The organism is Streptomyces sp. 142MFCol3.1 (genome assembly GCF_000424945.1).
GTDB classification, from domain to species: domain Bacteria; phylum Actinomycetota; class Actinomycetes; order Streptomycetales; family Streptomycetaceae; genus Streptomyces; species Streptomyces siamensis.
Genome location: NZ_AUKV01000019.1, coordinates 101379 through 124809, shown reverse-complemented (window position 1 = coordinate 124809; position 23431 = coordinate 101379). Strand labels below are relative to the sequence as shown.

The following is a 23431-nucleotide window of genomic DNA, read 5'->3' as shown; positions in this document are numbered from 1 at the left end:
AGCTGGGCACAACGCAGGCAGGCTTGCCGCGCGGGACCCGCGGGGCGGACGAATCGATGGCGTGCCCCGTTGCCGCGGGCCGGAAGTCGATTTATCGTCCCAGCACGATTCGCGAGCAAGATCACAGTATGTGAAGGGGCCGCGGCCATGGTGGCGAAGAAGACCGCCGTACAGCAGTCGGCGTCCGGCAGGTCCACGGTTCTGGCGGCCAAGGACGTGGGTGGGAAGAAGAGCGCCACGGGGGCACCCGTGTCCCACGAGGCCCGGCCCGTGGAGACGGTCTCCGGGGCGCGGCCCGGATCGAAGCCCGCGGTCGGCGGGACCGCTCCCGGGAAGGCGGACGGCAAGAAGGTGGCCACCAAGAAGGCGGACGGCAAGAAGGCGGCGTCCGGGAAGAAGGCGGCCAAGAAGGCGGTGACCGGCGGAAAGGCGGCCGCGAAGAAGGCGGACGCCCGGGAGCCGGGAGCCGGGAAGGCGGCAAAGGAGACTTCCGTGGCGTCGGCGAAGGCCCCGGAGGAGCCGGAGGCCGGCGCCGCGGCGGAGGGCGGCGCCGCGAAGAAGACCCGTGCGAAGGGCGCCACGGCCAGGAAGAGCAGCGGTACGGCGAAGAAGAGCACACGCACGGCGAAGAAGGCGGTCGCTTCCGCGGCCGAGGGCGCGGCCCATGCCGCGAAGACGACGGGAGCCACGACAGTGGTTGCGAAGAAGACTCCTGGCACGGCCACGGCGGCGAAGAATCCCACGGCCGTCCCCAAGGCGCGGGTCGGCGCGGTGGAGCCCGACGAGCTCGCGGTGCGCCCCGGTGAGGACCCCTGGACCTCCGAGGAGGTCGAGGAGGCCCGCGCGGAGCTCCAGTCGGAGGCGCTGCGGCTGAGCACCGAGATCTCGTCGTCCGAGGAGGCGCTCGCGGGACTGATGCGCGACTCCGGCGACGGCGCCGGGGACGACCAGGCGGACACGGGCACGAAGAACATCACCCGCGAGCACGAGATGGCCCTCGCGGCCAACGCACGCGAGATGCTGGAGCAGACCGAGCGGGCCCTGGAGCGCCTGGAGACGGGGACGTACGGGCTCTGCGAGAGCTGCGGCAGTCCGATCGGCAAGGCCCGGATGCAGGCCTTCCCGCGGGCCACCCTGTGCGTCGAGTGCAAGCAGAAGCAGGAACGCCGGTACTGAACCGCGTGGGAGTGCTCCTGAGCACGTGGGTCGCGCAGGGCGTGCCGTACTCTCGTCCTCAGTCAGGAACCTAGGTCGAGGGACTCACTCACGTGGCAGAGGCGGAGCGCATCATCGGTACGCCGGACATCCCAGGGGCGGCGGGGGCCGAGCCGGAGCAGTCCGACGAGAAGGCGGCGTCGGGCGACCGGTCCGGTTCCGGCGAGCAGGTGCCGGCCGAGCGGTCCGCCCAGGATGCCGGGCGGCCCTCCCCCAACGCCTCGGACGCCGGCGCGGACGGGGCACCGTCCGCGGACGGGCGGCCCAGCGGCAGGCGCCGGATCGCCGTGCTCTTCACGGTCGCCGTGCTCGCGTACGCCCTCGACCTCGTCAGCAAGATGATCGTCGTCGCGAAGCTGGAGCACCACGACTCGATCGAGATCATCGGGGACTGGCTGAAGTTCGAGGCGATCCGCAACGCGGGCGCGGCCTTCGGCTTCGGCGAGGCGTTCACGGTGATCTTCACGGTGATCGCCGCGGCCGTGATCGTGGTCATCGCCCGGCTCGCGCGCAAGCTCTACAGCCTGCCCTGGGCGATCGCGCTGGGCCTGCTGCTCGGCGGCGCGCTCGGCAACCTGACCGACCGGATCTTCCGCTCGCCGGGGGTCTTCGAGGGCGCGGTCGTGGACTTCATCGCCCCCAAGCACTTCGCGGTCTTCAACCTCGCCGACTCGGCGATCGTGTGCGGCGGCATCCTGATCGTGCTGCTGTCCTTCCGCGGACTCGACCCGGACGGCACGGTCCACAAGGACTGACGCGCGGCGCTCTCCCCATCGTCCGGACGCTCCGAAGGCGGGCGGGCCGGGCCCCGGGCGGCGGCCTTCCCCCGGCGCCGGGGCACCCCGCAAGGGCACTGATGTTCGGCCTGTGGTCAGGGGGTGTCCGAGCCTTCCGGCATACTCGACGGGTGAGCACGCTTCCCGAGATCCGTACCCTGCCCGTACCCGACGGCCTGGAGGGCGAGCGCGTCGACGCCGCCATCTCCCGCATGTTCGGCTTCTCCCGTACGAAGGCCGCCGAGCTGGCCGCCGCGGGGAAGGTCGCGGTGGACGGCTCCGTGGTCGGCAAGTCCGAGCGCGTGCGCGGCGGCGCCTGGCTCGAGGTCGAGATGCCGCAGGCGCCGGCGCCCGTGCAGATCGTGGCCGAGCCGGTCGAGGGCATGGAGATCGTGCACGACGACGACGACGTGGTCGTGATCGTCAAGCCGGTCGGCGTGGCCGCGCACCCCAGCCCCGGCTGGTCGGGCCCGACCGTGATCGGCGGTCTCGCGGCCGCCGGGTACCGCATCTCGACCTCCGGCGCCTCGGAGCGGCAGGGCATCGTGCACCGCCTCGACGTGGGCACCTCGGGCCTGATGGTGGTCGCCAAGTCGGAGTACGCGTACACGTCGCTGAAGCGCCAGTTCAAGGAGCGCACGGTCGACAAGCGCTACCACACACTCGTCCAGGGCCACCCGGACCCGACCAGCGGCACCATCGACGCCCCCATCGGACGCCACCCGAACCACGACTACAAGTGGGCGGTCACGGCCGAGGGCAAGCCCTCGGTCACGCACTACGACCTGGTCGAGGCGTTCCGCGCGGCCTCGCTGCTCGACGTCAAGCTGGAGACGGGGCGCACCCACCAGATCCGCGTCCACATGGCAGCCCACCGCCACCCGTGCGTCGGCGACCTGACCTACGGTGCGGACCCGACGCTCGCCAAGCGGCTCGGCCTCACCCGGCAGTGGCTGCACGCGGTGCGGCTCGGCTTCGAGCACCCCGGGGACGGCCAGTGGGTGGAGTTCGCCAGCGACTACCCCGACGACCTCCAGAACGCGCTCGACAAGGTCCGCGAGGAGAGCTACGCGTGAGCACCGAGTACGTGGTGCGGGTCGCCGAGGACCCCGCCGACCGCGAGGCCTGCTTCGCGGTGCGCAAGGAGGTCTTCGTCGGCGAGCAGGGCGTACCCGAGGACATCGAGTACGACGCCTACGACGCCACGGCGCTGCACGTGGTGGCCGTCCGCGCGGACGGCACGGCGCTCGGCACCGGTCGGCTGCTGTACGGCGAGGCGGCGGCCGCGAAGACCGGCGGCGACCTCACCGTCGGCTCGCTGGGGCGGCTCGCCGTGACCCGCGAGGCACGTGGCCTCGGCGTCGGTGCCGCGCTCGTGGTCACCATCGAGGACGCCGCACGCGTGCGTGGACTGGCCGCGGTAGACCTGCACGCGCAGACCCACGCCCTGGGGTTCTACGAACGGCTGGGGTACGTGGCGTACGGGGCGGAGTTCCCGGACGCCGGCATCGCGCACCGGGCGATGCGCAAGGTCCTGTAGCAGGGGATCGTCCCGAGGGCGTGGCAGGCTTGGGGTCTGCTTGTCCTTGATCTCCTAGAGCTGCCGGAGCGCTGACCGTGGATCAGTTGGCCCTGCTGTTCGTCATGCTGCTCGGGGCCGTGGTGAGCGTCCCGGTGGGCGACCGGTTGGGGCTGCCCGCGCCGGTGCTGATGACCCTCCTCGGGATCGCGCTGGCCCTTCCGGACTTCGTCCCCAACGTGGACATCCCACCGGACCTGATCCTGCCCGCGCTGTTGCCGCCCCTGCTCTACGCGGCGGTGCGGCGCACCTCGTGGCGACAGTTCGCCGCCAACAAGCGCCCGATCTTCCTGCTCGCCGTCGCGCTGGTGTTCGTGACCACCCTGGCCGTGGCCGCCGTCGCCCACGCGATCGTGCCGGGGCTGCCGCTCGCCGCCGCGGTGGCGCTCGGCGCGCTGGTGGCGCCGCCCGACCCGGTCGCGGCGACCGCCGTGGCGGGCCAGCTCGGGCTGCCGCGCCGCCTGGTGTCGATCCTGGAGGGGGAGGGCCTCTTCAACGACGTGACGGCCATCGTGCTCTACCACGTCGCCATCGCGGCCGCGGTGAGCGGCACCTTCTCACCCTGGGCGGCGGGACTCGACCTCGTGCTGTCCGCGGTCGTCGCGGTCGCCGTCGGAGTGGCGCTGGGGTGGGCCGCGAACAAGCTGATGTCCCTGCTCGGCGACGCCACCCTGCAGATCGGCCTGACGCTGCTCGTGCCGTACGTGTCGTACGTCCTGGCCGAGGAGCTCCACGGTTCCGGGGTGCTGGCGGTGCTCACCACCGCGCTGTTCCTGGCCGAGTACGCGCTCGACGCCGACGACGTCATGACCCGGCTGACCGGATCGACCGTCTGGGACGTGGTGGACACGCTCGTGACGGGCGTCGCGTTCGGGCTCATCGGGCTCGAACTGCACAATGCCATCAGGACGGCGGCGGGACGCTGGGGCGAGATGCTCGGCTGGTCCGCCACGACCGTCGCCGTCGTCGTGCTCGTACGGCTGGTCTGGCTGCTGCCCGCGACCTGGCTGACCAAGCGACTGCACGCCAAGCGTGACTACGACGAGGAGATCCCGACGTCGTGGCGGGAGACCGTCGTGATGTGGTGGGCCGGAATGCGGGGCGTCGCCTCCGTGGCCCTGGCGCTGGCGATCCCGCTGGAGATGGACGACGGGTCGCCCTTTCCCGACCGCGACGAGATCGTGTTCATCGCCTTCGGGGTGATCATGGCGACGCTCGTGCTCCAGGGGCTCACCCTGCCGTGGCTGGTGAGGAAGCTCGGGGTGCGGGCCGACGAGGACGTCGAGAAGGCCTTCGAGAAGGAGCTTGCGATCCGTGCCGCGAAGGCCGCGAAGACGCGGCTGCGGGAGATCGAGGACGTGGAGGAGCTGCCCGAGGAAGTCTCCGAGCAGCTGCTGCGGCGGGCCCACGACATCGGGGTGCGGATCAGCCCCGACATGGGGGACGAGGAGCGCCGCGAGGGGTACGAGCAGCGGGCACGGCGGTTGAAGCGGATGCGGCGGATCCAGGCGGAGATGCTGAGTGCGGCGCGGCACGAGGTGCTGGCCGCGCGCAGTGAGCCCGGGGCGGATCCCGAGGTCGTCGACCGCGTGCTTCGGCATCTGGACGTGCGCAGCCTGCGGTGACGGTCCCCCGGGGCTGCGGGGGGCTTCACGGGGGTGTGTGCTTCTCCTCGGCCTGCGGGGTGCGCTCCGGCCGCGGGACCTGCCCGGCCCGCGGCCGGGTTCGTCTCCCGCCCGCGCACCACCCGTCACCCTCCGCCGGGCGGCTGGACTCTCCCGTGGGTGCGCGCGCCGTCTACGGCCTCGGTGACGTGTCGGGACAGTGCCTCGGCGATGCGGCGATGCGGCGATGCGGCGATGCGGCGATGCGGCGATGCGGCGATGCGGCGATGCGGCGATGCGGCGGGGCGTCGGCTGCCTCGGCGATGTGGCGGGGCCATGAGGCCTCGGGGCAGGTCTAGCCGCGGCCTGTGCCTGTGCGTGGGGGTTCGAAGGGGCGGGTCGCGGCACCGTCCTGGGCGCGGCGCGGGCCCCGCAGCGTCCTGCCGGGAGACGGCGCCGCGTCCGCCGTGTTGACGCGGGGGAGCGCGTAGGGGTGGTCCTCGGTCAGCCAGCGGATCATCCGCTCGCGGACCGTGACCCGCACCGTCCATATGTCGTCCGCGTCCTTGGCCGTGACCAGGGCGCGCACCTGCATGGTGTTGGGGGTGGAGTCCGTGACGGCGAGACCGTAGTCGCGTCCGTCCCAGGCCGGGCACTCGCGCAGGATGTCGCGCAGCTTCTCGCGCATGGCCTCCACCGGCGCCGAGTGGTCGACGTGGAAGAAGACGATGCCGGTCATCTGGGCGCTGCCGCGCGACCAGTTCTCGAACGGCTTCGAGGTGAAGTACGAGACGGGCATCGTGATCCGGCGCTCGTCCCAGGTCCGCACCGTCAGAAAGGTCAGGGTGATCTCGTCGACGGTGCCCCACTCGCCGTCCACCACGACCGTGTCGCCGAGGCGCACCATGTCGCCGAAGGCGATCTGCAGCCCGGCGAAGAGATTCGAGAGCGTGGACTGTGCGGCGACACCGGCGACGATGCCGAGGACGCCGGCCGAGGCGAGCAGCGAGGCGCCGGCCGCCCGCATCGCGGGGAAGGTGAGCAGCATCGCGGCGACCGCGACCACGCCGACGATCGCGGAGACCACCCGCTGGATCAGCGTCACCTGGGTGCGCACCCGGCGGACCCGGGCGGGGTCGCGGTGCGCGGTCGCGTATCGGGTGTACGAGGTCTCCACGACGGCGGCGGCGATGCGCACGACCAGCCAGGCCGTGGAGCCGATGAGGGTCAGTGTCAGGATCCGGCCGATGCCGACGGAGTGTTCCTCCAGCAGCATGGCCTCCGCGTAGGACCCTCTGAGCATGGCGGTGCACAGGACGAGTTGGAAGGGGACACGGCCGCGACGGAGCAGCCCCCACAGCGGGGTCTCGTGATGCCGGCCGTCCGCGCGTCGCAGCAGCCGGTCCACGGCCCACCCGACGAGCAGCGTGAGCACGACCGAGCCGCCGACGACGATCACCGGGCGCAGTACGTTCTCCATGCCCCCGACCGTAACCGGCCCACCGCGGTCCAAACCTGGAGCCCGAAGCCGTTCGTACCCGGGCCCGCGCGGCGTCGTCGGTCCAGGCTGGCACCATGGAGCCCATGAACGTCATGCTCTTTCACTCCACCTACGGGCTGCGGCCGGCGGTGCGCGCCGCGGCGGACCGGCTGCGTGCCGCGGGGCACGAGGTGTGGACGCCCGACCTCTTCGAGGGCCGCACCTTCGACACCGTGGAGGAGGGAATGGCCTTCAACGAGGAGATCGGCAAGGACGAGCTCCTCAAGCGCGCCGTGCTCGCCGCCGCGCCCTACTCCGAGCGAGGCCTGGTGTACGGGGGCTTCTCCCTCGGCGCGTCGATCGCGCAGACCCTCGCCCTGGGTGACGAGAAGGCCCGGGGACTGCTGCTCCTGCACGGCACTTCGGACATCGCGGAGAGCGCCTCGGTGGACGAGCTGCCGGTCCAGCTGCACGTCGCCGAGCCGGACCAGTTCGAGACGGACGACTGGCTGAGCGCCTGGTACCTGCAGATGCGCCGAGCCGGCGCCGACGTCGAGGTCTACCGGTACGCCGGCGCCGGCCATCTGTACACCGACCCGGACCTGCCGGACTACGACGCCGAGGCGGCCGAGGCCACCTGGAAGGTGGCGCTCGGCTTCCTCGACAGCCTGTAGAGCGGCGCCGGGAGCTGGTCCGGCGGCCTCCCGGGGAGTTCCCGGGGCAGCGCGGAGAACTCCGTCGGCCCGGAGAGCTCCGTCGGCCCGCGGAGCTCTCCGGACGGCGCCGTCGTCACGGCGTCACACCGGGTCGTACGTCCGCTCCACCTTCTGCGTACCGCTGCGCGTGCGGTACGAACGGACCCAGGACGCGGTCGCGTTCGGGTCCGTGCGGTCGGAGAGCACGTAGTAGTCCATCTGCGCGCGGGCACTCGTGATGTCCAGGACGCCGAAGCCGTGGCGGTCGGTGTCGACCCAGTGCACGTGCCGGTTGGCCGCGCGGATGAGCGGCGACGCCACTGCAGAGACGGTGCCTTCCGGGACCTTGACGATGTCGTCGAGGTTGTCCGAGGAGACCGAGGTGACCACGAACTCGGTGGCGGCGGAGGCGGACAGCGGGTACGTACCCGCGTCGACCGGCACGTCGTTGGCCCAGGCCATGTGGATGTCGCCGGTGAGGAAGACGGTGTTGCGGATCGCCTGGGAACGCAGGTGCGCGAGCAGTTCGCGGCGGTCGTCCGTGTATCCGTCCCACTGGTCGGTGTTGAGGGCGATGCCCTCCTGCGGCAGCCCGAGCAGCTTGGCGAGCGGCTTGAGCAGATCGGCGGGGAGCGACCCCACCGCGAACGGCGAGATCATCACCGAGTTGCCGACCAGGCGCCAGGTGGTGTCCGAGGCCTTCAGCCCCGACTTCAGCCAGTCGAGCTGGGCCCGGCCGGTGAGCGTACGGTCCGGGTCGTCCACCGAGCCGCTGGCCGTGGAGGCCTGCTGCGAGCGGAAGGAACGCAGGTCCAGCAGTGAGAGGTCGGCGAGCTTGCCGAAGCGCAGCCGGCGGTAGGTGGTGCCCTCGACGGCGGGGCGCACCGGCATCCACTCGAAGTAGGCCTGCTTCGCGGCGGCCTGACGGGCCGGCCAGGTGCCCTCGGCGCCCTCGGTGTGGTTCACGGCGCCGCCCGACCAGGCGTTGTCGGCGAACTCGTGGTCGTCCCAGATCGCGACGACCGGCGCCTTGTGGTGCAGGGCCTGGAGGTCCGGGTCCGTCTTGTAACGGCCGTGCCGGGTGCGGTAGTCGGCGAGGGTGAGGATCTCGTTCGCGGGGGCGTGCGGCCGGACGACCTTGCCGCGCGCCGCGTACTCGCCCGACTTGTACTCGTAGATGTAGTCGCCGAGGTGCAGCCAGGCGTCCAGGTCGCCGCGGGCGGCCAGGTGGCGGTACGGGGAGAAGTAGCCCGCCTCCCAGTTGGCGCAGGACACCACGCCGAAGCGCAGCCCGGCCACAGAGGCGTCGGCGGCGGGCGCGGTACGGGTGCGGGCGGCGGGGGAGTCGGTGCCGCCGGCGGAGAAGCGGAACCAGTAGTCGGTGGCGGGTTCCAGACCGCGGATGTCCGCCTTGACCGTGTGGTCCGAGGCAGTCGTCGCGGTGGTCGTGCCCTTGGCGACGATCGTGCCGAACGCCTTGTCCTTGGCGACGGTCCAGCTGACCTCGGTGTCCGGGCCGAGCCCGGAACCGGGTATCGCCTCCGGGGTGGGCGTCACGCGGGTCCACAGCAGGATGCCGTCGGGCAGCGGGTCGCCGGAGGCGACGCCGTGCAGGAAGGCGGGCGCCTCGACGGCGGCCCGGGCGGGCAGGGCGGCCGCCAGCGGGGCGGCGAGGACGGCGGTGGCGGCAGCGGCCTTGACGACCGTGCGGCGGCGCGGGGCGCGGGAGTCGAGGGCGCCCGAGGAGTCGGATGATCTGAAGCGACTGGTCACGAGCGATCAGGTTACCGATCGGTACAAGCCAAGAGCGGGCGAACTGGCAAAAGTTCGCCCGCTCTTCGAGAGCCGGTCGTTCAACGCACCCGTGAGGGGCGGCCGGTGGCCGCGGTCCCGGCCTTGGCGCGGGCACCGGAGCCGGTGACTCAGGCCTTGAGTGCCGCGTCGATCGCCGTGGTGAACTCGGCGGTCGTCATCGGCGCGTTCTTGCCGTCGGAGCCGGTGAGCTTCTTGCCGTCCATCACCAGGCTCGGCGTGCCGTCGACGCCGTCCTTGTTGGTGTTGAAGGTCTGCGACATCGCGAGCGCCCAGGAGTCGTAGGTGCCGTCCTTGACGGCCTTCTGGAACGCCGTGTTGTTCTTGAGCGCGCCGACCGTGTCCGCCACCTTGATCAGGTAGTCGTCGCTCTTGAACTTGTCGTCCGTCTCCTCGGGGTGGAACTTCGCCTGGTACAGCGCGGTCTTGTACTCCAGGAAGGCCTCGGGGCTGACGTTCAGCGCGGCGCCCAGGGCGCTCATGGCGTTCTTGGAGCCTTCGCCGCGGGAGCCGATCTGGATCTTGCCGCTCTTGTCGGAGTCGCCGTCCAGGAACGTGCCGCCGATGAACTGCATCTTGAACTTGCCGGCGTCCAGGTCCGACTTCAGCGTCGAGCCCACGGTCTGCTCGAACTGCGCGCAGATCGGGCAGCGCGGGTCCTCGTACAGCTTCAGTGTCTTCTTCGCGGTGCTCTTGCCGAGGACGACCGTCGTGCCGTTCGTGCCCGTGGTGTTGGCCGGAGCCACCACCTTGTCGTCACTGGCGGTCTCCCAGTAGGTGGGCTTGTTGTTCTGCACGACCGCGTAGCCGACACCGCCGGCGATCGCGAGGACGGCGACGAGGGAGCCGGCGACGACGGCCTGCCGCCTGATCTTCTCGCGCTTGGCCTGACGCTCGCGTTCGAGGCGCAGCTTCTCACGGGCCGCCGACTTCGCCGCCTGGCTGTTCCGCTTGCTCATAGTGGTGATCTCCAAGGAGGACGCGCACATGTCGTACGCGGATACGTAAAGGGGACTGCTTGTGCTCCGGGGCCTGGCCCGGGAGCGGTCGCTCAGACGAGAACGAGTGAGCGGGGCGGTCCTCGTCGTCCCAGGGAGTGCACGAACAGACGCGTGCGGGTGAAGGCCGCGCGGTGCGCGGTGCGCGGCAGCAGGCGCGCCGGAGCGAGCCGCACGGTCACCGCGGCGACCGCGATCAGCAGCGGCCGGAAGGTCGAGGCGCCCACCGCGCGCAGCAACTGGGCGAGGGCCCGCTCGCCGCGGCGCAGCCAGGCGGCGGCGATCAGCCCGACGGTGACGTGCGCGCCGAGCAGCAGCCAGGCGGCGGTCGGGTCGGTGTGTGCGAGCAGCGCCGCCGCCCGGTCGCCGTGGTCGCCGGTCACCCGGGCCAGCGGGGCGCCGACGCTGCCGCCGCCGCACAGCACGTCGAGGCCGACCGAGCGCAGCGGTCCGGCGACCGGACCGCCCGCCCTGCCGTAACAGACGTGCTGGCCCGTGGTGAACACGGTGTCGGCGGCCAGCTCCAGCGGGATCAGCAGGGCGGCGATCCGCCCGAAGCCGCGCTCGCGGCCGGCCAGCGCGAACGCGATGACGAAGACGGCGGTGGCGATCGCGGCGACGGTGGCGAGCGGCAGCGGAGCCCGGGACAGCAGGACGTGCGACGCGGTGGAGAGGGTCACGACGACAGCCGTGAACAGCACCGCGCGCACGGCTCTGACTGGGGTCCCGGACAAGTCCATAGCGCAGAGAGTCTCCCACGTGCTCCCGTAAGAGTCCCCTAAAGGATTCCCATGAATCACGGGAGCGCCGTGGGAGCGGGCCGCAGACCTACAGCCCCGGGATGCGGCCGTTGCGGAAGAGGTCCACGAAGATCTGGTGGTCGGCACGCGCCCGTGCGCCGTAGCTGTGGGCGAAGTCCACCAGGAGAGCGGCGAAGCCGTCCTCGTCGGCCGCGATCGCGGCGTCGATGGCCCGCTCCGTGGAGAACGGGACCAGCTCCGAGTGGCCGCTCTCGTCGTCCGCCGCCGCGTGCATCGTGGCCGTGGCCCGGCCGAGGTCCGCGACGACCGCGGCGATCTCCTCGGGGTCGTCGATGTCGCCCCAGTCGAGGTCCACGGCGTACGGGGAGACCTCGGCGACCAGCTGGCCCGCGCCGTCCAGCTCGGTCCAGCCCAGCCACGGGTCGGCGTGCGCCTGGAGCGCCCGCTGGGAGATCACCGTGCGGTGGCCCTCGTGCTGGAAGTACTCGCGGATCGAGGAGTCCGTGATGTGGCGGGAGACGGCGGGGGTCTGGGCCTGCTTGATGTAGATCACGACATCGTTCTCCAGGGCGTCGCTGTTGCCCTCGAGGAGGATGTTGTACGACGGCAGGCCGGCCGAGCCGATGCCGATCCCGCGGCGCCCGACGACGTCCTTCACGCGGTACGAGTCCGGGCGGGCCAGCGAGGACTCCGGCAGCGTCTCCAGGTAGCCGTCGAAGGCTGCGAGCACCTTGTAGCGGGTGGCCGCGTCCAGCTCGATGGAACCGCCGCCCGGCGCGAAGCGGCGCTCGAAGTCGCGGATCTCGGTCATGGAGTCGAGCAGTCCGAAGCGGGTCAGCGAGCGGGCGTCGCGCAGCGCGTCCAGGAGCGGGCCCTCCGCGGTGTCCAGCGTGAAGGGCGGCACCTCGTCGCTCTTGGCGCCGGTCGCGAGGGCGTGGATGCGCTCACGGTAGGCCGCCGCGTACACCGTGACCAGCTCGGTGATCTGCTCGTCGCTGAGCGCCTTGGCATAGCCGACGAGGGCCACGGAGGCCGCGAAGCGCTTGAGGTCCCAGGTGAAGGGACCGACGTAGGCCTCGTCGAAGTCGTTCACGTTGAAGATCAGACGGCCCTGGGCGTCCATGTACGTGCCGAAGTTCTCGGCGTGCAGGTCGCCGTGGATCCACACGCGCGCGGTGCGGTCGTCCAGGTACGGGCCGCCGCGCTTGTCGGCGTCGAGGTCGTGGTAGAAGAGGCACGCCGTGCCCCGGTAGAACGCGAAGGCGGAGGCCGCCATCTTGCGGAACTTCACGCGGAACGCGGCCGGGTCGGCGGCCAGGAGCTCGCCGAAGGCGGTGTCGAAGACGGCGAGGATCTGCTCGCCGCGTTGCTCGTCGCTGAGCTGCGGGACCGACATCGCTGGGTGCCTCCTGGTGCAGGTGATGCGTGACATGGGGCCGGCGCACCGTCCCCGTGGACAAGGGGTCCAGCCGTCCCAACGGACGGCGGACCACGGGAGTGCCCGGATCCGGCGGCGACAGTGCCGCGGCATACGGGTACCCCGCATGAAGGTACGTGTGATCCTCCGCGGAGTGTCAGTGGCCCGGCATAGACTTCGACGCTGACCCCCCAGACTGTCCGCAGCCTGTCGACGATTGTTCTCCTTGGAGGCCGAAGCCGTGTCGAAGCCGCCGTTCACGCACCTGCACGTCCACACCCAGTACTCGCTGCTGGACGGTGCCGCGCGGCTCAAGGACATGTTCAATGCCTGCAATGAGATGGGCATGACGCACATCGCCATGAGCGACCACGGCAACCTCCACGGGGCGTACGACTTCTTCCACTCGGCCAAGAAGGCGGGCGTCACACCGATCATCGGCATCGAGGCGTACGTCGCCCCCGAGTCCCGGCGCAACAAGCGCAAGATCCAGTGGGGCCAGCCGCACCAGAAGCGCGACGACGTGTCCGGTTCGGGTGGTTACACGCACAAGACGATCTGGGCGTCGAACAAGACGGGCCTGCACAACCTCTTCCGCCTCTCCTCCGACGCGTACGCCGAGGGCTGGCTCCAGAAGTGGCCGCGCATGGACAAGGAGACGATCTCCCAGTGGTCCGAGGGGCTCATCGCCTCCACCGGCTGCCCCTCCGGTGAGCTGCAGACGCGGCTGCGCCTCGGCCAGTTCGACGAGGCACTGAAGTCGGCCGCCGAGTACCAGGACATCTTCGGCAAGGACCGGTACTTCCTGGAGCTGATGGACCACGGCATCGAGATCGAGCGCCGGGTCCGCGACGGCCTCCTGGAGATCGGCAAGAAGCTCGGCATCCCGCCCCTGGTGACGAACGACTCGCACTACACGTACGCGCACGAGGCGACCGCGCACGACGCCCTGCTGTGCATCCAGACCGGCAAGAACCTCTCCGACCCGGACCGCTTCCGCTTCGACGGCACCGGCTACTACCTCAAGTCCACGGACGAGATGTACGCGGTCGACTCCTCGGACGCCTGGCAGGAGGGCTGTGCCAACACCCTCCTGGTGGCCGAGCAGATCGACACCACCGGCATGTTCGAGGCGAAGAACCTCATGCCGAAGTTCGACATCCCCGAGGGATTCACCGAGGTCACCTGGTTCAAGGAGGAGGTCCGCCTCGGCATGGAGCGCCGCTTCCCGGGCGGTATCCCCGAGGACCGCCAGAAGCAGGTCGAGTACGAGATGGACGTCATCATCCAGATGGGGTTCCCCGGCTACTTCCTCGTGGTCGCCGACTTCATCATGTGGGCCAAGAAGCAGGGCATCGCGGTCGGCCCGGGCCGTGGTTCGGCGGCCGGTTCGATCGTCGCGTACGCCATGGGCATCACCGACCTCGACCCGATCCCGCACGGTCTGATCTTCGAGCGGTTCCTCAACCCCGAGCGTGTCTCCATGCCCGACGTCGACATCGACTTCGACGAGCGTCGGCGCGTCGAAGTGATCAGGTATGTGACGGAGAAGTACGGCGCCGACAAGGTCGCCATGATCGGCACCTACGGCAAGATCAAGGCCAAGAACGCGATCAAGGACTCCGCACGCGTGCTGGGCTACCCGTACGCGATGGGCGACCGCCTCACCAAGGCGATGCCCGCCGACGTCCTCGGCAAGGGCATCGACCTCAGCGGCATCACCGACCCCTCGCACCCGCGCTACAGCGAGGCCGGCGAGATCCGGGCGATGTACGAGAACGAGCCGGATGTGAAGAAGGTCATCGACACCGCCAAGGGTGTCGAAGGCCTGGTCCGGCAGATGGGCGTGCACGCCGCCGGCGTCATCATGTCCAGCGAGCCCATCGTCGACCACGCCCCGGTCTGGGTGCGGCACACGGACGGCGTGACGATCACGCAGTGGGACTACCCGCAGTGCGAGTCGCTCGGCCTGCTGAAGATGGACTTCCTCGGCCTGCGCAACCTGACGATCATGGACGACGCCGTCAAGATGGTGAAGTCCAACAAGGGCGTCGACCTCGACCTGCTGGCCCTCCCGCTCGACGATCCGAAGACCTTCGAACTGCTCCAGCGCGGCGAGACCCTCGGTGTCTTCCAGTTCGACGGCGGCCCCATGCGCTCGCTGCTGCGCCTGATGAAGCCCGACAACTTCGAAGACATCTCCGCCGTCTCGGCGCTCTACCGTCCCGGCCCGATGGGCATGGACTCGCACACGAACTACGCGCTGCGCAAGAACAAGCTCCAGGAGATCACCCCGATCCACAAGGAGCTCGAAGAGCCCCTCGAAGAGGTCCTGGCGGTCACCTACGGCCTGATCGTCTACCAGGAGCAGGTGCAGAAGGCCGCCCAGATCATCGCCGGGTACTCGCTCGGCGAGGCCGACATCCTGCGCCGCGTGATGGGCAAGAAGAAGCCCGACGAACTGGCGAAGAACTTCACCATCTTCCAGGCCGGCGCCCAGAAGAACGGCTACAGCGACGAGGCGATCCAGGCCCTGTGGGACGTGCTGGTCCCCTTCGCCGGATACGCCTTCAACAAGGCCCACTCGGCCGCGTACGGCCTGGTCTCGTACTGGACCGCCTATCTGAAGGCGAACTACCCGGCGGAGTACATGGCCGGCCTGCTCACCTCGGTCAAGGACGACAAGGACAAGTCGGCCGTCTACCTGAACGAGTGCCGGCGCATGGGCATCAAGGTCCTCCCGCCGAACGTCAACGAGTCCCAGGCGAACTTCGCCGCCCAGGGCGACGACGTGATCCTCTTCGGCCTCTCCGCCGTCCGCAACGTCGGCACGAACGTGGTGGAGGCGATCATCCGCGGACGCAAGGCGAAGGGGAAGTACTCCTCCTTCCCCGACTACCTCGACAAGGTCGAGGCGGTCGTCTGCAACAAGCGCACCACGGAGTCGCTCATCAAGGCGGGCGCGTTCGACACCATGGGGCACACCCGCAAGGGCCTCACCGCGCAGTTCGAGCCGATGATCGACAACGTGGTCGCGGTCAAGCGCAAGGAGGCCGAGGGCCAGTTCGACCTGTTCGGCGGGATGGGCGACGACAGCGCGGACGAGCCGGGCTTCGGCCTCGACGTCGAGTTCACGACCGACGAGTGGGACAAGGCCTATCTGCTCGCCCAGGAGCGGGAGATGCTCGGCCTGTACGTCTCCGACCACCCGCTCTTCGGCCTGGAGCACGTCCTGTCCGACAAGGCGGACGCGGGCATCTCCCAGCTCACCGGCGGCGAGCACGCGGACGGCGCCGTGGTGACGATCGGCGGCATCATCTCGGGCCTCCAGCGCAAGATGACCAAGCAGGGCAACGCCTGGGCGATCGCGACGGTCGAGGACCTCGCGGGTTCCATGGAATGCATGTTCTTCCCGGCCACCTACCAGCTGGTGTCGACCCAACTCGTCGAGGACGCGGTCGTCTTCGTCAAGGGCCGCCTCGACAAGCGGGAGGACGTGCCGCGCCTGGTGGCGATGGAGCTCCAGGTCCCCGACCTGTCGAACGCGGGCACCAACGCCCCCGTGATCCTCACCATCCCCGCGGTCAAGGTCACCCCGCCCATGGTCAGCCGCCTCGGCGAGATCCTCAGCCACCACAAGGGCGAGAGCGAGGTGCGCATCAGGCTCCAGGGCCCGCGCAAGACGACGGTGCTGCGGCTCGACCGGCACCGTGTCAAGCCGGACCCGGCGCTCTTCGGCGACCTCAAGGTGCTGCTCGGCCCGTCCTGCCTGGCGGGCTGATCACCCGGCCCGCACGGGGCGGGTGAGCCGGCGGCCACGGGCTCGGTGCCCCCGGAGGGGCACCGCCGGGCGACGGCACGCACCGGGCCGAGCGACAAAGGGGGCGCATCCCAGTGGGATGCGCCCCTCAGTGTGTGCCGGGCTTCAACGGCCCGAACGCGCGGCCTCAGTTGTGGCCGAAGCGCTTCTGCTGCTTACGCGCAACATCCGTGGGGCTGCCCTGGGCGTGCGACATCGACGACTGCTGAGCTTCTGCCGAGGACCGCTGCGCCTGCTCGTGGGCCTGCTCGGCCTGCGAGGCGCGGATCTGCTGGCTGCCCTGCTTGCGGTTCTTGTTCTTGGCCATGGTGATCTGCCTCCTGTGGGGGATCTAGGGGCCAGGGCCGCGACCAGATTCACATAGGCTGACAAGAGACGCATTTCAGATAATTACCGTGCGTAATAAGCCCTGTCGAGGGGTGATCCTCCGATACGCCACGCCGAAGATCGAGTTCCGGCCGTTAACCTCCGCGCGGTCGGGCAGACTCGAAGGAAGCCCGAAGCAAACCTCCCGGAGACCGGAAAGAGGGTGGACCGCGTGGACCGCTGCATCGTCCTGGTGGACGCCGGTTATCTGCTCGGGGCTGCTGCCAGTCTCCTGGCCGGTGAGCCGTCGCGATCCCGGATCACCGTCGACCACGCCGCCCTTATCCAGGGCCTGCGCGAGCGCGCCGAGTCCGACACGGAGCGGCCCCTGCTGCGCATCTACTGGTTCGACGGCGCCCCCGACCGCGTACCGCAGCCGGAACACCGCAGGCTGCGCGTGATGCCGCGGGTGACCGTCCGGCTGGGCGCACTGACCCGCAGCGACGGACGGTGGGCGCAGAAGGGCGTCGACGCGGCCATGCACGCCGAGCTGACCGAGCTGGCGCGCAACCGCGCCTGCTCCGACGTGGTCCTGGTGACCGGCGACGGCGATCTGCTCCCGGGCATGATGGCCGCCAAGGAGCACGGGGTCGCCGTGCACCTGTGGGCCGTGCAGGCCGCCGACGGCGACTACAACCAGTCCGAGGACCTGGTGGCCGAGGCCGACGAGCGCCGCGTCCTCGACCGGGCCTGGATCACCAAGGCCGTACGGGCCAAGGAACTCGGCGGGATCTGCGCGCCGCCGCCCGCGCCGCGCCCCGAGATCGCCGCGATCCTGTCCGCCCCGCTGCCCGACACGGCACTCGCGGCGGCCGCCGAACGGCCCGCCCCGGAGACCGAGCACCAGACGGCGGCCGAGCCGCGCAACGGCACCGAGGAGCGTGTCCCCACCCCCAAGGGCGTCCCCACGCCGAAGGACCTCGCCGCGCTGCGCGGGCCCGGCACCCAGCCCGCCCAGCACCCGGCGAGCGCCACGCTGCGCTGGTCCTCGGACAAGGGGTGGATCGACCGGCCCGGGGCCCCGGGGGAGCCGGCGGAGGCCGCCGCGCTGCCCACCCTCGCCCAGCTCACCACCGCCGAGCAGCGCTGGGCCGACCGCGAGGAGGACATCACCACGGTCGGCGGCGACCCGTACGAGGTCGGACAGGTCTTCGCGCGGCGCTGGATGGCGCGCCTCACCGACCAGAATCATCTGCAGAAGCTGTCCACGATGTACCCGCGCATCCCGCACCGCGTGGACGGCGAGCTGCTGCGCTACGCGGCCCGGTTCGGCCTGCTCGCGCACAAGGACGACCAGATCGACGAGCACGACCGGTACGCGATCCGGGCCGGCTTCTGGCGCGAGATCGACGTGCGGACGGCCGCGGAGCACGCCCCCGCCGGGGAGTGAGCCGCGGCCCGCGCGGGGCCTGAGCCATGGCCCCGGACGCATAACGGGGCATCGGACCCCGTACCCTCGTCCTTCGTGAGTACGCGCACGGCACAGACGGTCCCGGACGGACACGAGGGCGACGTCGTGTGCGCGGTGCGCGGGCTGACCAAGACCTATCCGCCGCTGCGCGGACACCGCGGCACCCCGCCGACGCCCGAGGTGCGCGCCACCGACGGCGTACGCCTGGACATCCGCCGCGCCGAGATCTTCGGACTGCTCGGACCCAACGGTGCCGGGAAGTCGACCCTCGTACGGCAGCTGACCGGGCTCATGCGCCCCGACAGCGGCAGCGTCGAGATCCTCGGGCACGACATCGTGCGCCACCCCGACCGGGCGGCCCGCATCCTCGCCTACCTCGGCCAGGAGTCCACCGCGCTGGACGAGCTGACGGTGTCGCTGGCGGCCGAGACGACCGGGCGGCTGCGCGGACTCGACCTGCGGCGGGCGCGCTCGGAGCGTGACGCGGTACTCGACGAGCTGGGCCTCACCCCGCTGGCCTCCCGTCCCCTGAAGAAGCTCTCCGGCGGGCAGCGGCGGCTCGCCTGCTTCGCCGCGGCACTCGTCGGGGAGCGCCCGCTGCTGGTCCTCGACGAGCCGACCACCGGTATGGACCCGGTGGCCCGCCGCGCCGTCTGGGCGGCCGTGGACCGGCGCCGCGCCGAGCGCGGTACGACCGTGCTGCTGGTCACCCACAACGTCATCGAGGCCGAGACCGTCCTCGACCGGGTCGCCGTGCTCGACCGGGGCCGCGTCATCGCCTGCGACACCCCGGCCGGGCTCAAGGAGCGGGTGGCCGGCGAGGTGCGGGTCGAACTCGTGTGGCGTGAGCGCGCCCCGATCGAGGTGCCCGAGGTCGCCGCGCTGCGTACCCGTGCCGTCGAGTCGGGCCGCCGCTGGACCCTGCGCCTGGCCCCCGAGGAGGCCCGCGCGGCCGTCGCGACCGTCACCGGCGGCGCGGCGTTCGCGGCACTCGACGACTTCACCCTGGCCACCCCGAGCCTGGAGGACGTGTACCTGGCGCTCGGGGGCGACACGCAGGGGCTGGTGAAGGCGTGAGTGCGCGGGAAGCACGACCCGTACGTACCCTTCGAGGGCCCTCGGGTGCGCGGAACCCCGGGGAGACCGTGGGCGTTGGAGACAGGACGGCTGCCGAAGCGAAGGGAAGCAGCTCGACGTGAGTGTCGTACCCGCCGGAGTGCTGCCGGGCAGTGCGCTGCCCGTGGCCGAGGACCCCGGTGCCGCCGCGGAGCTGGGGCCGCGCGCGCGGCTGTGGCCCTCGCTGGCCGCCGTGTACCGGGCGCAGCTCTCCCGGGCGCGTGTCGCGCGCATCCCGCTGCTGTTCGTGGCCACCTTCCAGTCCGTCGGGATCATGATTCTGATGCGCGGAGTGGTGGACGGCGGCGCCGAGGCGCGGGCCGTGGTCGCCGGGTCGTCGGTCCTGGTGGTCGCCTTCGTCGCGCTCAACCTCCTCGCGCAGTACTTCGGGCAGCTCAGGGCGAGCGGTGGGCTCGACCACTACGCGACGCTGCCCGTGCCGCCCGCCGCCGTCGTGCTCGGCGCCGCGGGCGCCTACGCGTCCTTCACCGTGCCCGGGACCATCGCCACCGCGGTCTTCGGCAGCGCGCTCTTCGGGTTGCCGATGGCCCACCTGTGGGTGCTCGCCGCGGTCATCCCGCTCGCGGGTGCCGCACTCGCGGGGCTCGGGGCCGCGCTCGGACTCCTCGCCCCGCGTCCCGAACTCGCCACTCTGCTCGGGCAGTTGGGGATGTCCGCGGCGCTGCTGCTGGGCGTGCTGCCGGCCGACCGGCTGCCCACGGTCGTGCAGTACGCCCGTGACCTGCTGCCCTCGACGTACGGCGTCGAGGCTTTCGCCCGCACCTTCGGGGCGCACCCCGACTGGACCGCGGTCCTCGTGGACCTGGCCGTCTGCGCGGGTGTCGGGGTGGCGTCGCTGGCCCTCGCCACCTGGGCGTACCGCCGGGCCGCCGTCCGGTGACGCGCCCGTCGGCCGGGCCTGGCACGATGTCAGGGTGACCGCTCCGCTGACTCCGCCCCCGCCGCCGCACCGACAGCCCCCGCACGACGCCTGGCAGGTTCCCCCCGCCGGTGGCGTCGCGTACGAACAGGACGGCCCCGGGATGAAGACCGAAGTGCGCGAGGCCGCCGTGATCACCGTGGTCGTGGCACTCACGGGCTTGCTCCTCGGGGTGCTGTGGTGGTGGCTCGCGCCGCATGTGCCACTGATCGCGGACGACAGCGCCGTGTATCTGAAGGACACCGAGGGCGAACAGGCCATCGGTGTCGACGGAACGTTCACCCTGCTCGCGCTCGCGTTCGGCGCGGTGAGCGCGCTCGTCGTGTTCCTGGTGCGGCGGCGCGGCGGGGTGCCCCTGGTCGTGGCACTGGCCGTCGGGGGGCTGCTCGGTTCGCTGATCGCGTGGCGGCTCGGGGTCTGGCTCGGGCCCACGCAGAACGTGGTGGCGCACGCCAAGGCCGTGGGCAAGGGGGTGACGTTCTCCGCGCCGCTGAAGCTGGGGGCCAAGGGGGCGTTGCTGGCCTGGACCGTGGCGGCACTCGTCGTCCACCTCGGGCTCACCGCGCTGTTCGGTCCGCGGGATCCCGATCCGTACCAGAGCCCCTACACCGGCGGGCCCTCCGCGCCTCCGGCCGTCTAGGCCGCAGGACAGGCCCTGGCAGGCGCCGGCCGCCGGCTGTGCCCGGCGGGCGGCCCACCCGCCCGCCGGGTCCGTGCTCGTCGTCCGCCGGGGGCGGCGTCCTCCGGAGCCCCCGTTCCGGTCCGTACGGCCCTTCCTCAGCCGCCGGACGGGCCGGCACAGGGGGAGTGGGTCACGCCGGACGACGGCCGTGGTTGGAGCGGCCCTTTTTGATGCGCCACTTGCGTTTGCGCGTTTTCTTCGACATGTCCCTCGTACTTAACCGAGGAGGGGGCGTCCGTCGAGGGGTCACGCACGGCCGACGGGCGCGGAGACCGCGTCCGTGAGCTTCGCCAGGTCGTCGGGCGAGAGTTCCACCTCCAGGCCCCGGCGGCCCGCCGAGACGCAGATCGTGGCGTGCGCCGCGGCCGAGGAGTCCAGGACCGTGCGGAGCTTCTTGCGCTGGCCCAGAGGCGAGATACCGCCGCGGACGTAGCCCGTGGTGCGCTCGGCCGCCGCGGGGTCCGCCATCGCCGCGCGCTTGCCGCCCACCGCCGTGGCCAGCGCCTTCAGGTCGAGGGAGCCCGCGACGGGGACCACGGCGACCACGAGGGCGCCGTCCACGTCCGCCACCAGGGTCTTGAAGACCCGCTCCGGCGAGACACCCATGGCCTCGGCGGCCTCCTCGCCGTACGAGGGGTGGGACGGGTCGTGCTCGTAGGAGTGGACCGTGAACGCGACGCCCGCGTCCGTGAGCGCCACCGTCGCCGGGGTGCCCCCGGACTGCTGCTTCTTCGACTTCTTCGCCATGGGCCTTCTCGGATGCGTCAGTTCAGACTCGTCGGGCCGCGCGTCAGGTCGGACGCCGGCAACGACGGCAGATTACGGATGATCGCGGTCTCCGCGCGCAGGAGTTTCAGCTCCTCGCGCAGCCGGGACGCCGTGTCCGGCGCCTGGAGCAACCGCTGCTTCGCCGGGATGTCCAGCATCACGGCGGCCGCGACCAGGTACGAGACGACGGACGGCTCGTCCGGCAGGTCGGCCCCGGTGGACAGGGACCTCTCCCGGGCGCCCGCCAGCCGCTTCTGGTACTGGCGGAAGGCCCGCAGGACGCCCTCGGCGAGCGCCCCCGCCTCCTCGCCCTGCTCCTCGGGCAGCTCCTCCAGCTCGGCCGTCAGGAACGCCCCCGAGGCGTCCACCGAGAGCAGCCGTACGCGTGTGGTGCCCGTGGCGAGCACCTCGAAGCTGCCGTCGGCGCGCTCCCGGATGGTCGCCGCGTCCGCGATGCAGCCCGTCTCGTGGAAGGCCTTGGCAGGGTCGTCGCCGAAGCCGGCGGCGGGTCCGCGTTCGGGCACGGCCGTCTGGTCCGGCATGCCGGGCGCGGACACAGCGACCTCGTGCCCGTCGCGGATGGCGACGACGGCGAATCGGCGCGGTTCGTCCTCGGGGGTCTTCAGCAGATCGCGCATCATGGCGCGATAGCGCTCCTCGAACACGTTCAGAGGAAGCACGAGCCCCGGGAAGAGCACCGAGTTCAGGGGGAAGAGCGGGAGCCGGACGGTGGTCACGACGGGAAAGCCTAATGGTCGCCGGCGCGGGCGCGTCCGTCGTGCCCACTCCCCGGACGCGGATCGGGTCCCGGCGAGCGCAGCGGAAGGCCCGAGGCGACCTCAAGCCGGATGCCGTCGCGCAGCTCCAGGAACTGGCCGAGCGGGTCGTCGGAGACCCTGTCCCAGGGGAACGACGTCGCGTACGGGCCGATGAGGCGCAGCTGTTCCAGCGCGTCCGTCCAGCGTTCCAGCCGGACCAGGACGTACATCAGCAGGTTGCGGACCTCCGCGGGCCACGAATCGGACTCCGTGTACGTCGCGGACAGGGCCACGGCGAGGTCGGCCGCCGCGTCCAGTCGTTCGCGCGGGACCTTCGCTCCGCCGCCCTCGGTCAGGTAGGCGAAGGCCGCACGCACCGGCAGTGCCTGCACCAGAGAGCCGGGGAGCGCGTCCTGGGCGGCCGTCTCGGCGAAGTCGAAGCATTCGCGGTGCGACCCGTACCAGGCGGCCGACAGGTACTGGAGGGCCGCGACGTGGCAGCCGTAGTGGTGCGGGGAGCGCCGTACGGCCTCGCCCCACAGCTGCTCGAACTCGGAGTGCCCGACGTTCGTGCCGCGGGCGTGGTCGAGCGCGATCCGCCAGGGGACCGGGTCGCGGGGATCACCCTCGGCGGCCGCGGTGATCAGCGGCCCGACCTCGCGGAGCAGCTCGGCACGGGCCGGGGACTCCCAGCCGCGGCGCACCGCCAGCTCGGCCTTGACTAGCAGGGCGTCCGGATCGTGCGGCGCGGCGGCCTGCCACTCCCGCAGCCATGCGTCGCGGGAGCGGGCGAAGGTCGCGAGGCGCATCGCGTAGCGGTCACGGTTCTCCCACTCGGCTGCCTCGCGTGTGGTGGCGAGCAGCTTGGCGGCCGGCCCGTACTCGCCGCGGGCCGCCGCGACGAGGGCAGGACCGAGACGCTCGTCGGGGGCGTCGAGCAGTACCTCGTCGTCGGCCGGCAGTCCGGCGGCGAGGCGCGAGGTGTTCCTAGCCATCCGTGCCGTACGGATGAACGCGCGCAGCAGTGCCATGGTGTCGACCATTGAAAGACGCAGGTCGGGGGTCTGCCAGGGGATATGCGGTGACGCTTTTGTAACCGTCGTTTGGTTGTATGCGCGGTGGTCAAGGGCGAGTAAAAGCTGACTGTTGCTCATCTGTTCGACGGCTGTTCGTGCGACATGCCTGGTCGTGTGTGCGGGTCCGGGGGAGTCCTGGTACCGCCCGCCCCACAGG

General features: G+C 71.3%; 20 protein-coding genes. 11 read left to right on the top strand and 9 right to left on the bottom strand.

Annotated features, from left to right (window positions below; all coding sequences use genetic code 11):
• Positions 1-147 precede the first annotated feature (147 nt).
• From H305_RS0127055 to H305_RS0127035, 5 genes are all read left to right on the top strand, one after another.
• Entirely contained in the window at positions 148-1176 is a 1029-nt protein-coding gene (locus H305_RS0127055; RefSeq protein WP_028803183.1) for a TraR/DksA family transcriptional regulator, read from the top strand.
• Positions 1177-1268: 92 nt separating this feature from the next.
• A complete protein-coding gene (gene lspA / locus H305_RS0127050; protein WP_028803182.1) occupies positions 1269-1970 on the top strand; it encodes a signal peptidase II in 702 nt (233 codons plus the stop codon).
• Positions 1971-2122: 152 nt separating this feature from the next.
• Positions 2123-3067 carry an RluA family pseudouridine synthase gene (locus H305_RS0127045; RefSeq protein WP_028803181.1) on the top strand — a complete coding sequence of 315 codons (945 nt, stop codon included), beginning with the start codon at positions 2123-2125 and terminating at the stop codon, positions 3065-3067.
• Entirely contained in the window at positions 3064-3531 is a 468-nt protein-coding gene (locus tag H305_RS0127040) for a GNAT family N-acetyltransferase (RefSeq protein WP_028803180.1), read from the top strand. The genes H305_RS0127045 and H305_RS0127040 overlap by 4 nt, the downstream gene beginning before the upstream one ends.
• A gap of 77 nt (positions 3532-3608) precedes the next feature.
• Positions 3609-5195 carry a Na+/H+ antiporter gene (locus tag H305_RS0127035; protein WP_028803179.1) on the top strand — a complete coding sequence of 529 codons (1587 nt, stop codon included), beginning with the start codon at positions 3609-3611 and terminating at the stop codon, positions 5193-5195.
• 334 nt (positions 5196-5529) lie between these two features.
• Here H305_RS0127035 and H305_RS0127030 read toward each other — a convergent pair whose 3' ends face one another.
• A complete protein-coding gene (locus H305_RS0127030; protein WP_028803178.1) occupies positions 5530-6654 on the bottom strand; it encodes a mechanosensitive ion channel family protein in 1125 nt (374 codons plus the stop codon).
• A 104-nt stretch (positions 6655-6758) separates the two neighbouring features.
• Here H305_RS0127030 and H305_RS0127025 point away from each other — a divergent pair, with 104 nt between their 5' ends.
• The gene (locus H305_RS0127025; protein WP_028803177.1) at positions 6759-7328 is read left to right on the top strand and encodes a dienelactone hydrolase family protein; all 570 of its coding nucleotides are present in this window, start codon (positions 6759-6761) and stop codon (positions 7326-7328) included.
• 123 nt (positions 7329-7451) lie between these two features.
• Here the strand turns inward: H305_RS0127025 and H305_RS0127020 are convergent, their stop codons facing one another.
• The 4 genes from H305_RS0127020 to H305_RS0127005 all read right to left on the bottom strand — a co-directional run bounded on the left by H305_RS0127020 (position 7452) and on the right by H305_RS0127005 (position 12316).
• Positions 7452-9122: an alkaline phosphatase D family protein gene (locus H305_RS0127020; RefSeq protein ID WP_028803176.1), complete on the bottom strand. Its 1671-nt coding sequence runs from the start codon at positions 9120-9122 to the stop codon at positions 7452-7454.
• Positions 9123-9271: 149 nt separating this feature from the next.
• Positions 9272-10120 carry a thioredoxin domain-containing protein gene (locus tag H305_RS0127015; RefSeq protein WP_028803175.1) on the bottom strand — a complete coding sequence of 283 codons (849 nt, stop codon included), beginning with the start codon at positions 10118-10120 and terminating at the stop codon, positions 9272-9274.
• Between the two features lie 92 nt (positions 10121-10212).
• Positions 10213-10899, bottom strand: a complete 687-nt coding sequence (locus tag H305_RS0127010; RefSeq protein WP_028803174.1) for a hypothetical protein — start codon at positions 10897-10899, stop codon at positions 10213-10215.
• Between the two features lie 88 nt (positions 10900-10987).
• Complete coding sequence (locus tag H305_RS0127005; protein WP_028803173.1) at positions 10988-12316, bottom strand: DUF2252 domain-containing protein; 1329 nt, start codon at positions 12314-12316, stop codon at positions 10988-10990.
• Between the two features lie 262 nt (positions 12317-12578).
• Between H305_RS0127005 and dnaE the strand changes: the two genes are divergently transcribed.
• Positions 12579-16118, top strand: coding sequence for a DNA polymerase III subunit alpha (gene dnaE, locus H305_RS0127000; RefSeq protein ID WP_028803172.1), 3540 nt, complete (start codon positions 12579-12581; stop codon positions 16116-16118).
• Positions 16119-16284: 166 nt separating this feature from the next.
• Here the strand turns inward: dnaE and H305_RS0126995 are convergent, their stop codons facing one another.
• Positions 16285-16464, bottom strand: a complete 180-nt coding sequence (locus H305_RS0126995) for a hypothetical protein (RefSeq protein ID WP_028803171.1) — start codon at positions 16462-16464, stop codon at positions 16285-16287.
• Between the two features lie 231 nt (positions 16465-16695).
• Here H305_RS0126995 and H305_RS0126990 point away from each other — a divergent pair, with 231 nt between their 5' ends.
• The 4 genes from H305_RS0126990 (at position 16696) to H305_RS0126975 (ending at position 20630) form a co-directional block, all read left to right on the top strand.
• Positions 16696-17913, top strand: a complete 1218-nt coding sequence (locus H305_RS0126990) for an NYN domain-containing protein (protein ID WP_028803170.1) — start codon at positions 16696-16698, stop codon at positions 17911-17913.
• A gap of 126 nt (positions 17914-18039) precedes the next feature.
• Positions 18040-19011: an ABC transporter ATP-binding protein gene (locus tag H305_RS0126985; RefSeq protein ID WP_028803169.1), complete on the top strand. Its 972-nt coding sequence runs from the start codon at positions 18040-18042 to the stop codon at positions 19009-19011.
• 118 nt (positions 19012-19129) lie between these two features.
• Positions 19130-19951: an ABC transporter permease gene (locus tag H305_RS0126980; protein WP_028803168.1), complete on the top strand. Its 822-nt coding sequence runs from the start codon at positions 19130-19132 to the stop codon at positions 19949-19951.
• A 34-nt stretch (positions 19952-19985) separates the two neighbouring features.
• Positions 19986-20630, top strand: a complete 645-nt coding sequence (locus tag H305_RS0126975) for a hypothetical protein (RefSeq protein WP_028803167.1) — start codon at positions 19986-19988, stop codon at positions 20628-20630.
• A gap of 288 nt (positions 20631-20918) precedes the next feature.
• On the opposite strand, the gene ybaK is transcribed toward H305_RS0126975, so the two are convergent.
• From ybaK to H305_RS47175, 3 genes are read right to left on the bottom strand one after another with little or no spacing between them, the layout of a single operon-like run.
• Complete coding sequence (ybaK, locus tag H305_RS0126970; RefSeq protein ID WP_028803166.1) at positions 20919-21419, bottom strand: Cys-tRNA(Pro) deacylase; 501 nt, start codon at positions 21417-21419, stop codon at positions 20919-20921.
• Between the two features lie 17 nt (positions 21420-21436).
• Positions 21437-22177: an LON peptidase substrate-binding domain-containing protein gene (locus tag H305_RS0126965; RefSeq protein WP_028803165.1), complete on the bottom strand. Its 741-nt coding sequence runs from the start codon at positions 22175-22177 to the stop codon at positions 21437-21439.
• A gap of 11 nt (positions 22178-22188) precedes the next feature.
• Positions 22189-23229, bottom strand: coding sequence for a hypothetical protein (locus H305_RS47175; RefSeq protein ID WP_063611360.1), 1041 nt, complete (start codon positions 23227-23229; stop codon positions 22189-22191).
• Positions 23230-23431: the final 202 nt, after the last annotated feature.

Excerpts from the sequence above, each read along its gene's own strand:
- H305_RS0127055 (WP_028803183.1), top strand. The coding sequence starts at position 148 with ATGGTGGCGAAGAAGACCGCCGTACAGCAGTCGGCGTCCGGCAGGTCC.
- H305_RS0127030 (WP_028803178.1), bottom strand. The coding sequence starts at position 6,654 with ATGGAGAACGTACTGCGCCCGGTGATCGTCGTCGGCGGCTCGGTCGTG.
- H305_RS0127025 (WP_028803177.1), top strand. The coding sequence starts at position 6,759 with ATGAACGTCATGCTCTTTCACTCCACCTACGGGCTGCGGCCGGCGGTG.
- H305_RS0127015 (WP_028803175.1), bottom strand. The coding sequence starts at position 10,120 with ATGAGCAAGCGGAACAGCCAGGCGGCGAAGTCGGCGGCCCGTGAGAAG.
- H305_RS0127010 (WP_028803174.1), bottom strand. The coding sequence starts at position 10,899 with ATGGACTTGTCCGGGACCCCAGTCAGAGCCGTGCGCGCGGTGCTGTTC.
- H305_RS0127005 (WP_028803173.1), bottom strand. The coding sequence starts at position 12,316 with ATGTCGGTCCCGCAGCTCAGCGACGAGCAACGCGGCGAGCAGATCCTC.
- H305_RS0126995 (WP_028803171.1), bottom strand. The coding sequence starts at position 16,464 with ATGGCCAAGAACAAGAACCGCAAGCAGGGCAGCCAGCAGATCCGCGCC.
- ybaK (WP_028803166.1), bottom strand. The coding sequence starts at position 21,419 with ATGGCGAAGAAGTCGAAGAAGCAGCAGTCCGGGGGCACCCCGGCGACG.
- H305_RS47175 (WP_063611360.1), bottom strand. The coding sequence starts at position 23,229 with ATGGCACTGCTGCGCGCGTTCATCCGTACGGCACGGATGGCTAGGAAC.